This window comes from Arthrobacter sp. I3, assembly GCF_000520575.1.
Lineage (GTDB): Bacteria > Actinomycetota > Actinomycetes > Actinomycetales > Micrococcaceae > Arthrobacter > Arthrobacter humicola_A.
Genome location: NZ_KI914925.1, coordinates 38,061 through 50,497, shown reverse-complemented (window position 1 = coordinate 50,497; position 12,437 = coordinate 38,061). Strand labels below are relative to the sequence as shown.

Sequence of the window (12,437 nt, the reverse complement as noted above, 5' to 3'; positions counted from 1 at the left end):
ATCCGACTAGGGAGAGGGCTGACCAACCGCCAGATCAGCCAGGAAATGTCGCTGGCGGAAAAGACCGTGAAGAATCTGACCTCAACCATTCTGAGGAAACTCGGCATGGCGAGCAGGACGCAGGCCGCCGTGTTCATCACCAGGGCGCTGAATTCTTCTGACGACCCTGCCGACGGCGGATACCGGTTTAGCCCATCCCCGGCTCTGATCGCGGAGGTCACGGCAGCGCTGCTGACCTGCACCAGCGAGTCCTGCACCGTGCCGCCCACAGACGAAGTGCGGGCAAGGGACGTCCGGCGGCTTACCGACGCACTCATGGCGACCCGGGCCGATCGGATGGGACCCCACCTGCTGCCCGGCCGGACTTAAGAATCCGGAATGCCGCGAACCGCGCTCCCGGTGAGAGGCTGCGCATCCAGTACAGTAGCGGTGGCCGTTCTTCTGCCGATCCACGACCCCAGGCAATCGGTGGACACCGGGCGTTAGTGCGAGCACTTGATTGTGTCAGCGAGACAGCAGTACGCCGACCTGGGTCCGGATGTCCTGAACAATCTCGTCGATGCTCAATGCGGCGTTCACGGTCGCTGCCATGCTGAGGAACATGATGGCGCTGACGATGCGGGCCGTCGTAGCGGCATCCTGCGCACGAGGCAGCTCCTGCCTGCCCAGGACGGCAGCGATGGCCTCCTCGGTCTGCGCGACGATGGAGAGGGCCTCAGCGTGACGGGGCTCCGCGGGATCACCGAAGACCATTTCCCGCAGGTACGTGCGTCCGTTGTCGACCTGGACGCGGTTGCATTCCACGATCGGCCGTACGATTGCCAGCACCGCATCGAGGATATCCGGGGTGGTTTCGGCATCAGCCCGACCTTGCTGAAGCGCTTCGGCGTAGTGTGCGTTCTGCACGAGGAGGAGGAGTTCGCCTTTGGTCTTCGCGTAAAGGAACAGGGTCCCGGTGCCGATGTCCGCCTTGTCGGCGATCTGCTGGGTCGTGACATCCTCGATGCCGTGCTCGGCCAGCAGTTCGCTTGCCGCGGCCGTGATGCGGTCCAGCTTCTGCTGCTTGTTCCGCTCGCGCCGTCCGACCGGCTGGGAGGCGAGAGACATGGTGATGGATCCTCCGGAATAGATTCTGACTGCACTCAGTTATGAGTGTAGTCACTACTGTGTGGGTTCGAATGTTCCTTCGTTCATTCTCCCACGCAAGGGCCGAACCCCGGTGTTCCGCCCCTGCAGAGTGGTGGCGCTATTACCCGCGACGCAAAGGACCGCACATATGACTTCCTCCCTCTGGCAACCCTTCACCCTCGGCAATGTGGAGCTGCCGCACCGGCTCGCGCTGGCCCCGCTGACCCGGAGCCGCGCAAACCCGGACGGCACCCCCGGGGAACTGGCCGCCGAGTACTACGGCCAACGCGCCTCACTCGGGCTGATCATCACCGAGGGCACACAGCCGTCCGAGGACGGCCAGGGCTACCTGAACACCCCCGGCATCTACACTCCCGAACGCATCGAGGGATGGCGAAGGATCGCCGACACGGTGCATGCAGGCGGCGGAGCCCTGTTCATCCAACTGATGCACGTCGGCCGGATGTCGCACCCGGATAACACCCCGCACCACCGTCAGCCCGTTGGCCCATCGGCGATCTCGGCCGAGCAGGACATGTTCACTCCAACGGGCCCGCAGAAGACGCCGGTGCCGCGTGAGCTGACTGCCGAAGACATCCAGGCCACCATCGCCGGGTTCCGCCACGCCGCAGCCTCCGCTATCGCAGCGGGAGCGGACGGCGTGGAGATCCACAGCGCAAACGGGTACCTGCTCCACCAGTTCCTCTCGCCCAACTCGAATCACCGCACGGACGAATACGGCGGATCCGTGGAGAACCGGTCCCGGTTCGTCGTCGCGGTCGCCCGCGCGGTGGCCGAGGAGATCGGGGCAGACCGGACCGGCATCCGCATCTCACCGGCGTTCCCGCTGGGCGGAATCAACGAAGGGGATCCCGCCGACGTCCGGACACAGTACCGCCACCTGGTCGGCGAACTCGCCACACTGGACCTTGCGTACCTGCACGTACACCACCTCGGTGACGACGAACTGCTGCGGTCCTTCCGCGACGCGTGGCCCGCAGCCATCCTCGTCGTCCGCTATGGGCGCGACCGTGAGCAGATTGCCGACGACATCGACGCCGGGCTCGCGGACATCGCGCCGCTGGGCCGCTTCGCCCTGGCGAACCCCGACATTGTTGAGCGACTGCGCACTGGTGCGCCACTGAATGAGGTGGACCCGGCAACCTTGTATGGCGGCGGCGCGGCCGGGTACACCGACTATCCGGCCCTGGCACACGCCTAATCGTCTGCCGCGGGCCGTCCGCCGCCGACCTTACATACCCCGTACCGATCAGAAAGAAAACAGCCATGCCCTCACTTAACGGAGCAGTCGTCCTCATCACCGGAGCCAACGGCGGAATCGGCACGCAGTTCGTGCACGAAGCCCTCGCCAGGGGAGCTGCAAAGGTTTATGCGTCCGCCCGCACCCCCCGCACTTGGAACGACGAGCGCATCGTTCCGCTCGCCCTGGACGTCACCGACTCCGCCTCCATCCAGGCAGCGGTCGAGGCGGCACCGGATGTGACCGTGCTGATCAACAACGCCGGCGCGTCGGTCTCCAGTGCCGGGATCCTCACCCACACGGACGAGGAGATCCGCAGGAACGTCGAGACGAACTTCCTCGGGCCTCTCTTCGTCGCCCGCGCGTTCGCTCCGGTCCTGTCGGTGAAGGACGGAGCGATGATCATCGACATGCACTCGGCCCTGAGCTGGTACGCCGTCGCCGGCATTTACAGCGCCACCAAAGCCGCCCTCTGGTCCGCGACCAACTCCCTCCGCCTCGAACTCGCTCCCGCCGGCGTGCACGTCGTCGGCGTCCACGTCGCATACGTCGACACCGCGATGGCCGCGCACGCCACCGGCCCGAAGCTCGACCCGGCCGTGCTGGTGCGCACCGTGTTCGACGCCACCGAGGCAGGGGAGTACGAGGTCCTCGCCGACGGCACGTCTGTCCAGCTCAAGGCCGGACTCAGCGCACCCCTCGAAGCGGTCTACCCGCAGTTGGTGGACACAGACGCATAAGGGAACAACCGGTGCCACCGCGTTCACCAAAAGTGAGCGCGGTGGCACCGATGCTCTCACCCGAATCGATCGCCTGGTGCCTTGGCCTTCACGTCACATGCCGGGATAGTCACGCTAATGGCTGTGCCCGCCCGTATTCACGGGCGGGCACAGCCACAGCGGCTCTCTGCTCTGTTGGCTGGATCTTGTCAGGTAGGTGCTGGTCAGTGGGCGAGGAATTCTACGGCGACGGGGGAGAACCTGTCGTGGAACTGGAAGATTCCGCCGTGGCCCGAGTCGGGGTAGATGATCACCTCGGATCCCTTGATGCGCCGGTGCAGGTCCCCGGACAGGACCGACGGCACCATGCGGTCGTTGTCGCCGTTGGCGATGAGGGTGGGATGGGTGAGCCCTGACAGGTCCGACGGCGCGGAGCGGCCGAACTTCCGGATTGCCTTCAGTTGAGTCTGGAAGGCTTTGGTGCTGATCGGCTTGTCGCGGTCGACAGTGCGCTCCTGAAGGCGCTTGATGAACGCCTTCGCGGCCAGCTTGCCGGTCGCGTTGCGGTTAAAGAACAGGAACTCCTTCGGGTCCGAGCGCGTCAGGGTCGCACGGAGGACGTCCCAGTAGGTGGTGCCGACGACCTTATCGATGTCCTTGCCGCCCCGCGGCCCGGTACCAGCCAGCACGAGCTTGCGGACGAGGTCGGGATGCTTGAGGACCAGGTCCTGGGCGATCATGCCGCCCAGTGAGAAGGAGAAGACGTCGACCTGGTCGAACCCGAGGGCCTTGATGAAGATGTAGGCGTCGTCGGCCATCGCCTCGACGCTGTCGGGAACCTGCCCGGTGGAGGCGCCGACACCGCGCTGGTCGAAGGTGATGACGTGGCGGTTCTGCGCGATGGGCTCGATGATGCGCGGGTCCCAGTTGTCCAGGGTCGCGGCAAGGTGCACGAAGAACACGACGGGGATGCCGGTCTTGGGCCCCAGCTCGCGGTAGGCGTAGGTAACGCCACCTGAAGTGATGGAGCGTGTGGCGGCCTTCGCGTACGAGGTGGCGACGGAGCCGTTCGGGGTGTCAAAGCTGCTCATGCTGGTAGTCCTCTAAGTGGTCTGTGAGGTGAATGGCTGCCGGCGGCTCAGGAGGGAAGGGTGACGACGGCTTTGCCGCGGAGGCCGCCCTTGGCCAGCGACTCGAGCGCCTGTGGGGTCTGGGCGAAGTCGAAGACCCGTCCAACGACCGGGCGCAGCACGCCGTCGTCAACCAGGGCGGTGATCTGGCGCAACTGGTCGCCGCTGGCACGCATGAAGAGGAACTCGTAGCTGACGCCGAGCTTCTTCGCCTGCCGCCGGATCCTGCTGCTGAGCCCCGCGATGGCAAGGCGCAGCACAGGGTTGAGGTCGGCTTTACGCGCGAACGCCGGGTCCGGCGGACCGGCGATTCCGATCGCCTTCCCGCCGGGCTTGAGGATGCGCAGTGACTTCACGAGGTTCTCCCCGCCGAGGCTGTCGAGCACCAGATCGTAGCCGGCGAGGAGCTGTTCGAAGTCCTGCGTACGGTAGTCGATCACAGTGTCCGCGCCGAGGTCGCGCACAAAGTCGGCGTTGGCGGCGCTGGCGGTGCTCGCGACGGCCGCCCCGAGGTGCTTGGCGAGTTGGATCGCGATCGACCCGACCCCGCCGGCCCCGGCGTGAATGAGGACTTTCTGCCCCGGACGTACGTTGCCTTGCTCAACGAGGGCCTGCCACGCCGTAAGTGCAACCAGCGGTAGTGAGCCGGCCTCCTCCATGCTGATCGATGCGGGTTTCAGTGCCAGGTCGGTCTCGGTGATGGCGATGCGCTCGGCGAACGTGCCGATGCGGTCTTTGTCGGGTCGGGCGTAGACCTCGTCACCGGGTTTGAAGCCGCGCACCTTCGCCCCGACACGGATGACTGTGCCGGCGACATCGTTGCCAAGGATCAGCTGGAGCTTGTAAGGGAGGATCTGCTTGAACTCACCCAGGCGGATCTTTTCGTCCAATTGGTTGAGGCCAGCTGCGTGGACCTGGACCAGCACATCGCGCTCGCCGACGGTCGGCTCAGGGACGTCTGCTGCGCGCAGCGGCTCCTTGTACTTGGTGACGACGAATGCCCTCATGGCGTGCTGCTCCTCTATGACGTAAGGCTTGGTGAAAAATGAGTCTACTCAAGTTTGAGTTGACTCAGAAATATTGTCAAGTGAACCGTTGGGTGCGCGCGTTCATTTGAATATTCGGGCCACATCCCGGACATTGTCCATGCCCGTATACACCTGATGCCGTTGCTGGTGGCTAGGCCCCTACCTGCCTATTTCAGCTAACACGAGTTCATGCAGCCCACGAGTCCTATGTGACATGACTTTCAATGGCAGTCACGCGCCGGTGCCCTTCTCGATCCCGCCGGTCTGGGAGGGTGCGCCGACCAAGATCTGCTGGATCGCCGGAGCCACGGTCGCCACCAGTTTCTCCGTGTCCGCATCGACCAGCACAGGCACACCGATGATCCGCCTGCTGGTGACGATACCCACCAGCATCGATGAGGCGAGTCCAGCCCGGAGAGCGGCATCGGCATCGCTGCGGCCGATGGTGCCGTGCAGCAGGCGGGATTGGATGAACTCACGCAGTTGTGCGCTTGCCTGGTCATTGACGATCGCACCACGGAGCATGGCCATCAATGGTTCGGAATCCGTGGCGGGGCCTTCCCAGGCGTTGAGGTAGGCGCGGACGACGCGTTCCCCAAGATGCTCGTCGGGCCCCTCGAAAGCCGTGTTGAACCTTTCAAGGGCCGAGGCTGGGAAGGACATCACGGCCGCGAACAGCTCGTCTTTGGAGCGGAAGAACTGCATCACCTGGGACACGTCCACGCCGGCATCGGCGGCGACACGCCGGATCGTCGTCGCGCCGAAACCGTCAGTGGCGAACCGGGCCCTGGCAGCGTCGAGCACCGCCTGTCTGGTGCTCCCGGTCCCGGGCCTGCGGCCGCGCCGCGCTTTCGGCAGGGATTCCTTCTGCTGGGTCATAAGCCAAACCTAGCAACCGATACTGCTTTTCTCAACAGGTGTTGAGTTTCCGAACTGGCGGACGTAGGGTCGCTTGGACGCAAGCCCCGGAGGGCTGACCTGACCGAAGGAGCTCGCCATGAGCGATGACCAGAAGATGTTCGTACCATCCCATCCGCTGCCCGCTGCAAGAACCGGGGTGCTGACCGCGTTCGAACCCGGGACCCGGACACTCGAGGCAGGGTTCCGGATTGCGCCGCAGTTCCGCGCCCTGCCGGTCGATGTGGTGTTCGAGAAGGACGTCGCGGTTCAGTTGCGGGACGGAGTCACGATTTACGTCGATATCTTCCGCCCCGCGGGTTCTGAGCAGGTGCCGGTGATCGTGGCGTGGAGTCCCTACGGCAAGGGTCAAGGCACATCCCTTAGTGTCATGGGCGTGTTCGGGCTGGTTGGCCTGGACAACGGCATCGTGTCCGGTCTGGAGAAGTTCGAGGCACCGGATCCCGCATACTGGTGCGCCCGGGGCTACGCGATCTGCAACCCGGACATCCGGGGCGTGGTGGACTCCGACGGGGACAGCGTGCTGTGGGACCGGCAGGAAGGCCGGGACTGCTACGACCTGATTGAATGGCTCGCCGGGCAGCAGTGGTGCTCCGGCAAGGTGGGCATGAGCGGGACCTCCTACCTCGCGGTATCCCAGTGGTTCACCGCCGCAGAACAGCCCCCGCACCTGGCGGCGATCAACCCGTGGGAAGGCGTCAGCGACGTCTACCGCGACCTGGTGATGCGGGGCGGAATGCCAGACATCGGCTTCGCCCAGCAACTCCAGGAAGGCAGCTTTTTCGGCAAAAACCGGAAGGAAGACATCCTCTCCGAAGTCGAGCACTACCCGCTGATGACCGACCTCTGGGAACACAAAATCCCCGACTTCGGCAAGATCACCGTCCCGGCGTACATCGTGGCCAGCTACTCGAACACCCTCCACACCGCCGGGACATTCCGCGCCTGGCGGCGCATCGCTTCGGAAGAGAAATGGCTGAGGATCCACAACAGCCAGGAATGGCCGGACTACTACGACGAAGCGAACGCGGAAGACCTGCGCCGCTTCTTCGACCACTACCTCAAGGATCAGGACAACGGGTGGGAGCGAACGCCCCGCGTCCGTTACTCCGTTCTCGACCTCGAGGGCGGCGACCAAGTCGGCGTCGCCGCCGACATGTTCCCGCCCGCGGACATCGCATCGACGAAGTACTACCTGGACGGCCGCTCCCGGATCCTGACGACGACCGCCCCGGCCGCCGCGGCGGAAGCGGCGTACCACGTCTACTCGAACCCGAACGCGGTGTCCTTCCTTACCCGCTTCGTGCAGGAGACCGTCCTGGTCGGCTACCCGAAGGCGCACCTCTGGGTCGAGGCGCGAGGCGCTGACGACATGGACCTGTTCGCCCTCGTGCAGACGCTCGACGCGTACGGAACGCCGCTACAGGCATTCACCGTCCCCAACCACAGCGCCATGGCACATGACCTCACCGATCATGGGGCGACGATCCTGCGCTACAAGGGCTCCGACGGGCGGCTTCGTGTCTCTGCCCGCCACCTCGACGAGGCACTCTCGACCGACGACGTGCCCGCCCACAGCTTCGACCGGGTCCAGAAGCTGTCGGCCGGGGAAATCGTGGCCATCGACATCGACCTGTTCCCGATCGGCCTCTCCTTCCATCCTGGAGAACAACTCCGCTTCATCATCAGCTCCCGGAACCTGCTCGGCACGCTGATGCCGGGCATAAACGAATACTTAGGCGCCAACAGCGGAACGCACGTTATCCACACCGGCGGAGAGCACGCCTCCTACCTGCAGCTGCCCGTCCAAACGCCCACCAAGTAACGAATGACCATGACCAGGGATGTCCGCATGACCTCAACCCCTGCTCCCGAACACTGGGTGCGCCTGGCTGGCGAGGACCGCGACGGAAGCATCGAAGCCTTCGAACTGGTTTCCGCGCGGCGGGCACTGAACCTGCTGAAAGGCAACCTCGGCCGCGCGCGGATACGGGCGGGTCACTGGAGGCGAAGGCGGGAATCGTCAGCCTCCCATTCATCTCGGGTGATCGCGTACTCGACGTCGCCGTGCTCTTCGCCCGGAACGGAAACCGGCCAGTCGGCGACGAAGGCCCGCACGAGGCGCATCCCGGATTTCTCCATCACCCTTCGGGAGGCCGTGTTGACTGCCATGGTCGAGGCTACAACCCGCTGCACCCCGAACTCGGTGAACCCCTTGGCGATCAGCGCCCGCGATCCCTCCGTCGCGTGCCCCTTTCCCCAGGCCGCGTGGCGCAACCGGTAGCCCAGTTCCGGCTGATCTTGTGGATCGTCGGGGCCTGGCCGGAAGTGGAACCAGCCGAGGAATTCCCCGGTCGTCTTCTCGATCGCGGCCCAGAACCCGTAGCCGGGAAAGCGCTGGTAGTAGTCGAGGAATGCCGGGAGGAAGTCGCCTTCTATCTCGCCCCGGGGGGTGGGGATACCGCCGGTGATGTACCGCATCACCCGCGGATCGCTGTCCAGTTCCACGAGTAGCTCCGCATCGTCGGGGGTGAACTGCCGGAGCAGAAGTCGTTCAGTCTCCAGGAAGGTGAGCATGCAGACATTCTCGCACCGGGGGAAGACCCGTCACACCGATGGGGGAGGTCGGTTTACGGTCGCTGGCCGAGCGCACTGGCCATTGGGATTGGTCCCGGGCATATGTGGTCTCTGGGTGGAAGGTGCCGTTGCAGTGGTTGCGTCGCGAAGCGGGAGTGGGGTTTCGTCCTGGATGCCCGCGACGATGCGTCCGTCTCCGGGGGGAGAGAGGGGCCCGGCCCTCCGACGTTGCTGCTTTGATCGCATTCCTTGTGTCTCCGATCGCTGGAGCCATCTCTCGGGAGTCGATCGCCGTTGGCCACCGTGTACGCGTCGTCACCTCGATGTGATTGCCCGAACTCGCGGGCGAAGACAAGGCCGCGTCCGATCACTGGATGTCGCTAAGGCGTTCGTTCACCCTTCAAGCCACCGCCTCACGCGTCCGGTACGGGACAAGTGAGGCGGCCGCAGTCTCTACCCGGGAACGACACCCTGGTACAGGGTGAACTGGTTGGCCTGCTCCATGAACGCGTGGCCGACAATCGGCCCGTCGACCGAGCCGGTACGGACCCACATCGCGGATTCAACAAAGCTGTAGGGATTGTTCCCGTAGGGCGGGTAGCCCCAGGGCATCTCGTAGTTGTCGAAGACGCTCGTGAGGTACCAGATCCCGAAGGTGCTGGTCAGTTGTACCTGAGTGGCGATGTTGCGCCCGCTTACCGGTGATTTCCAGGTCTTCAACGCTTTCCACTCCGCATTGTTCCCCACGTGGAAGGTGAGGCTGCCGTCCGGTGTGCCGTTGGGCGTCCCATACGAGTTGCGGCCGATCTCCAGAATCGGTTGGAGCGGAGCCGATCCGTTGGGTGCGCCGTACCACTGGCGCCAGGTGAAGACGGTGCCATCGTTGAACGTCAGCGCCCCCCAGGTATACGCAGTCGTCCACACCTGCTGCCCGGAGTTGAAGTTCCCCCACTGGTGCTCAAACCAGATCGTGCCTGTGAGATGGCGGGTCTTACCGCCGATGGTGACGGTGCCCTTACTCTTTGAAATCGGACCGGTGTAGTAGTAGGACAGCGCGTACAGGTTGGCGGGATCCAGATTCTGCCCATTCCAGGGGATGTTCTGATTCTCAAAGCCGCCAAGCCCTACCGGCATGTAGCCGTACGGTGACTGGGCCGTGTTCTCCATGTCCATGGCGAGGGGTGAGTTGTTGTTGTTTGCGGCAACACCAGTGAATTGGAAGCGCCACGTGTCCGGCTCGGCACGGTACACCGTCGTGAATTCCACGTTCTGGCCCTTGGCGCTGTACTGGAAGTCGTCCGGCGAGGTCGAGTCCGGCGGCCGTGTCGCCTGCAATGAGCCAACAGGAGTCGGCTGGTGCGCCCAGATCAACTCCTGCTTGGCGAAGTCTCCGAACGAGAAGCTTACGCCCTGCTCCCACAGCGAGGGCCCCCCGGGCGCACTCGGGTTGTTCGTGAGGTTGTAGAAAATGCCGAACTGTTCCCCGGTGTCGTCATCGGTGAAGAAGCCGGTCCAGTAGTGCCACTCCTGGAACTGTCCGGTGTCGAAGATTCCGCCCGTGTGCCATTTGTGGTCCTGCGGCAAGAGGTACAGGGCATGGCCGCTGACTTCCTGGAACGGGCCAGAATCCCCGGGGGCGGCCGCGCTTGCCCGAGGGGCGGCACCGGCCCCCAACAGACCCGCCGTGGCGGCCATCGCCAGACCCGATCCCAAGACCCTGCGGCGGTCAATTCCTTGTCCTGACGCGCGGGCGACGTCCGCACGTTCCCCTCCGCCCTCGATCACCGGGCGATGGTTCTGCTCTCTACTCTCATACATGGCTAAACCTCCTGGTGGACCCCCACGGCCTTCGTCGTCTGCGGTCGACAAATCGAGGATCCGTCGCGGGTCTGCGGCGCTGGTTGGCCGATTCGAACGCCGCGCATCAAACGCTCCCTACGAGAGAATGGCTGCTCCGGCCATCCGGTTCGAGCCTTTCCCGCCGAGTTTGGTGCGGCCACTGAGGGGTGGCCGCCGTTCACCATTCCGTACCGGCTTGGGATTGTGGTCAACGTCGGGTCGCACTTAGGAATCCAAGCCTCAATCCTGCCTGGTGCGGCCGGGACCGGCGCGGCCACGCTCGCAACCGTCACGTGAGGGTTCGCCCCGGCCACCATCAATCCAGTAGTACTTGCGGCGACGCGCGGGCCAGTGCTTCGTGATTCACGTCGACCTCGGCTTCGCCACGCTTCCACTTGGCAATCTGCCGGGAAACCGTCAGTTCGAAGTCTGCTCGGATCCCTTCGTCCAGCATTACCCCGGATGATCTCGCAGGGCAAGACCCGCAAATTCAGAGTGGACCAGTCCGAGGACCAGACAGAGGCTCCGAGTCCGACGTCGAGGGCGGCAGCCATTGCAACAGCCTCGTCAACCGTGCTGTAACGGACGATCGACAGGGTCGGGCCGAACTGCTCCTCCGGCACCAAGGGGTTGTTGTTGTCGATGTCGGCTATGAGCGTGGTGGGTAGAAGTAGCCGGGGTGGTCGGTGTCCGGATTGCCGCCGAGCAGGACACGGGCCCCGGAAGCCTTAGCCGCTTCCACCAGGTTGTCGACGACGTCGTACTGTCTGCTGCGCGGGAGGCCGGCAGCGTGTTCGGAGTCAGCCGACGCGGCGGTAACGGATGTGGGTGGCCAGCGGTGAGTGAAGCACCTCGGCCGGTTCGAAGCCGAAGGATTCAACCCCGTCGAAGATGCGCTCGCCCGAACCGAGCAGGACCGGTGCGATGTCGAGGGTAAGCTCGTCGATCACGCCGGCGATCAGTGCCTGCCGGACGGTCGAGGCCCCGCCGGCGATGTCCACGCCCTTGTCCCCGGCGGCCTGGCGGGCTGCTGAGTAGGCCGCGTCGAAGCCCTCGGTGACAAAGTGGAAGGTCGTCCCGCCGTCCAGCTGGATCGGGTCATGTCCGTGGTGGGTCAGCACGAACACCGGCGCGTGGTACGGCGGTTCGGCTCCCCACCACCCGGTCCATTCCTCATCCCAGTCCCCGCGGATCGGGCCGAACATGTTCCGACCCATCACATATGCGCCGCGCGGGCGCATGAGCCACTCGGTCGCTACCTTGTCGGCATCGTTGGCGCGCGGGTCGCCGATATGCCAGCCGTGCAGCTCCAGCCCCCGCTTGCCCAGGGGGTTCTCGCGGCTCTGGTCCGGCCCGGCGACGAAGCCGTCCAGCGAGATCGACATGTGGCAGGTGGTGTCCGGCATCGCGAACCTCCTGAGTGATTGCGACCTGCATGCGGTCGTGTGGGGATTCTGGGGATCGTAGCAGGTGATGGCATCCTCGACCACCGTCTCCGGCGGATGGCCGCCTCGTTCAGCTGGCGGAGGCAGGCCGGTCGGGGCGGGCCAAGTCGGCCTGGATCGTGCGGATGATCGAGGCGAGGATTCCGGATGCGAGAAGTCCTGGCCCCAGCGGACCTGCGGAATTCGCGCCCAGCGGTGGCAGGCGCCGGAGCGCGGACCGGGCTTCGGCGCTCATGTGCTCAAGTTGCCAGCGGATCTCGTCGTCGATCGTCTGATGTCGATCGGGCGCCGACAGTCCGGCCGCTTTCGCGGCATACGCCGCTGCCCCCAGGGCGTGCGCTCCCATGTGGGCGACGGCGGCGGCTTGTGTGGCGGACCGGGCGGCAGCCGCC

At 64.9% G+C, this 12,437-nt stretch carries 13 protein-coding genes and 1 pseudogene; 4 read left to right on the top strand and 10 right to left on the bottom strand.

Annotated elements, in window-relative coordinates; genetic code table 11:
- The coding region (locus tag Y706_RS30670) for a LuxR C-terminal-related transcriptional regulator (protein WP_162159073.1) at positions 1-369 on the top strand (369 nt) is incomplete at its 5' end.
- Between the two features lie 135 nt (positions 370-504).
- On the opposite strand, the gene Y706_RS0111170 is transcribed toward Y706_RS30670, so the two are convergent.
- A complete protein-coding gene (locus Y706_RS0111170; RefSeq protein ID WP_028276654.1) occupies positions 505-1,107 on the bottom strand; it encodes a TetR/AcrR family transcriptional regulator in 603 nt (200 codons plus the stop codon).
- 169 nt (positions 1,108-1,276) lie between these two features.
- On the opposite strand from Y706_RS0111170, the gene Y706_RS0111165 reads away from it, so the two are divergent.
- Together Y706_RS0111165 and Y706_RS0111160 are read left to right on the top strand one after the other, a co-directional pair.
- On the top strand, positions 1,277-2,350 hold the full coding sequence (locus Y706_RS0111165; protein ID WP_028276653.1) for an alkene reductase: 1,074 nt from the start codon (positions 1,277-1,279) through the stop codon (positions 2,348-2,350).
- A 65-nt stretch (positions 2,351-2,415) separates the two neighbouring features.
- Positions 2,416-3,129, top strand: coding sequence for an SDR family oxidoreductase (locus tag Y706_RS0111160; protein ID WP_028276652.1), 714 nt, complete (start codon positions 2,416-2,418; stop codon positions 3,127-3,129).
- 203 nt (positions 3,130-3,332) lie between these two features.
- Here Y706_RS0111160 and Y706_RS0111155 read toward each other — a convergent pair whose 3' ends face one another.
- The 3 genes from Y706_RS0111155 to Y706_RS0111145 form a co-directional block, all read right to left on the bottom strand.
- On the bottom strand, positions 3,333-4,199 hold the full coding sequence (locus Y706_RS0111155) for an alpha/beta fold hydrolase (RefSeq protein ID WP_028276651.1): 867 nt from the start codon (positions 4,197-4,199) through the stop codon (positions 3,333-3,335).
- A gap of 47 nt (positions 4,200-4,246) precedes the next feature.
- A complete protein-coding gene (locus Y706_RS0111150; protein ID WP_028276650.1) occupies positions 4,247-5,245 on the bottom strand; it encodes an NADP-dependent oxidoreductase in 999 nt (332 codons plus the stop codon).
- A gap of 252 nt (positions 5,246-5,497) precedes the next feature.
- Positions 5,498-6,145: a TetR/AcrR family transcriptional regulator gene (locus tag Y706_RS0111145; protein WP_028276649.1), complete on the bottom strand. Its 648-nt coding sequence runs from the start codon at positions 6,143-6,145 to the stop codon at positions 5,498-5,500.
- A gap of 118 nt (positions 6,146-6,263) precedes the next feature.
- On the opposite strand from Y706_RS0111145, the gene Y706_RS25010 reads away from it, so the two are divergent.
- The gene (locus Y706_RS25010) at positions 6,264-8,009 is read left to right on the top strand and encodes a CocE/NonD family hydrolase (protein ID WP_043436022.1); all 1,746 of its coding nucleotides are present in this window, start codon (positions 6,264-6,266) and stop codon (positions 8,007-8,009) included.
- Between the two features lie 173 nt (positions 8,010-8,182).
- Here the strand turns inward: Y706_RS25010 and Y706_RS0111135 are convergent, their stop codons facing one another.
- The 6 genes and pseudogenes from Y706_RS0111135 to Y706_RS28135 form a co-directional block, all read right to left on the bottom strand.
- Complete coding sequence (locus Y706_RS0111135) at positions 8,183-8,761, bottom strand: GNAT family N-acetyltransferase (RefSeq protein ID WP_028276648.1); 579 nt, start codon at positions 8,759-8,761, stop codon at positions 8,183-8,185.
- 453 nt (positions 8,762-9,214) lie between these two features.
- The gene (locus tag Y706_RS0111130) at positions 9,215-10,579 is read right to left on the bottom strand and encodes a lipocalin-like domain-containing protein (protein WP_084476078.1); all 1,365 of its coding nucleotides are present in this window, start codon (positions 10,577-10,579) and stop codon (positions 9,215-9,217) included.
- Between the two features lie 337 nt (positions 10,580-10,916).
- Positions 10,917-11,054 (bottom strand): hypothetical protein, encoded by a 138-nt coding sequence (locus Y706_RS29265; RefSeq protein WP_162159072.1) that lies wholly within the window; start codon positions 11,052-11,054, stop codon positions 10,917-10,919.
- Between the two features lie 49 nt (positions 11,055-11,103).
- A pseudogene (locus tag Y706_RS28140) lies at positions 11,104-11,369 on the bottom strand (aldehyde dehydrogenase family protein); the annotation flags it as partial.
- A 31-nt stretch (positions 11,370-11,400) separates the two neighbouring features.
- Positions 11,401-12,006, bottom strand: a complete 606-nt coding sequence (locus Y706_RS0111120; RefSeq protein WP_028276646.1) for a dihydrofolate reductase family protein — start codon at positions 12,004-12,006, stop codon at positions 11,401-11,403.
- 109 nt (positions 12,007-12,115) lie between these two features.
- A partial coding sequence (locus Y706_RS28135; protein WP_043436021.1) for a putative immunity protein occupies positions 12,116-12,437 on the bottom strand: 322 nt, incomplete at its 5' end.

Bases quoted from the DNA above. Each gene is read 5' to 3' on its own strand.
- Y706_RS0111135 (WP_028276648.1), bottom strand. From the start codon at position 8,761: ATGCTCACCTTCCTGGAGACTGAACGACTTCTGCTCCGGCAGTTCACC.
- Y706_RS0111145 (WP_028276649.1), bottom strand. From the start codon at position 6,145: ATGACCCAGCAGAAGGAATCCCTGCCGAAAGCGCGGCGCGGCCGCAGG.
- Y706_RS29265 (WP_162159072.1), bottom strand. From the start codon at position 11,054: ATGCTGGACGAAGGGATCCGAGCAGACTTCGAACTGACGGTTTCCCGG.
- Y706_RS0111130 (WP_084476078.1), bottom strand. From the start codon at position 10,579: ATGTATGAGAGTAGAGAGCAGAACCATCGCCCGGTGATCGAGGGCGGA.
- Y706_RS0111150 (WP_028276650.1), bottom strand. From the start codon at position 5,245: ATGAGGGCATTCGTCGTCACCAAGTACAAGGAGCCGCTGCGCGCAGCA.
- Y706_RS0111120 (WP_028276646.1), bottom strand. From the start codon at position 12,006: ATGCCGGACACCACCTGCCACATGTCGATCTCGCTGGACGGCTTCGTC.
- Y706_RS0111160 (WP_028276652.1), top strand. From the start codon at position 2,416: ATGCCCTCACTTAACGGAGCAGTCGTCCTCATCACCGGAGCCAACGGC.
- Y706_RS0111165 (WP_028276653.1), top strand. From the start codon at position 1,277: ATGACTTCCTCCCTCTGGCAACCCTTCACCCTCGGCAATGTGGAGCTG.
- Y706_RS25010 (WP_043436022.1), top strand. From the start codon at position 6,264: ATGAGCGATGACCAGAAGATGTTCGTACCATCCCATCCGCTGCCCGCT.
- Y706_RS0111170 (WP_028276654.1), bottom strand. From the start codon at position 1,107: ATGTCTCTCGCCTCCCAGCCGGTCGGACGGCGCGAGCGGAACAAGCAG.
- Y706_RS0111155 (WP_028276651.1), bottom strand. From the start codon at position 4,199: ATGAGCAGCTTTGACACCCCGAACGGCTCCGTCGCCACCTCGTACGCG.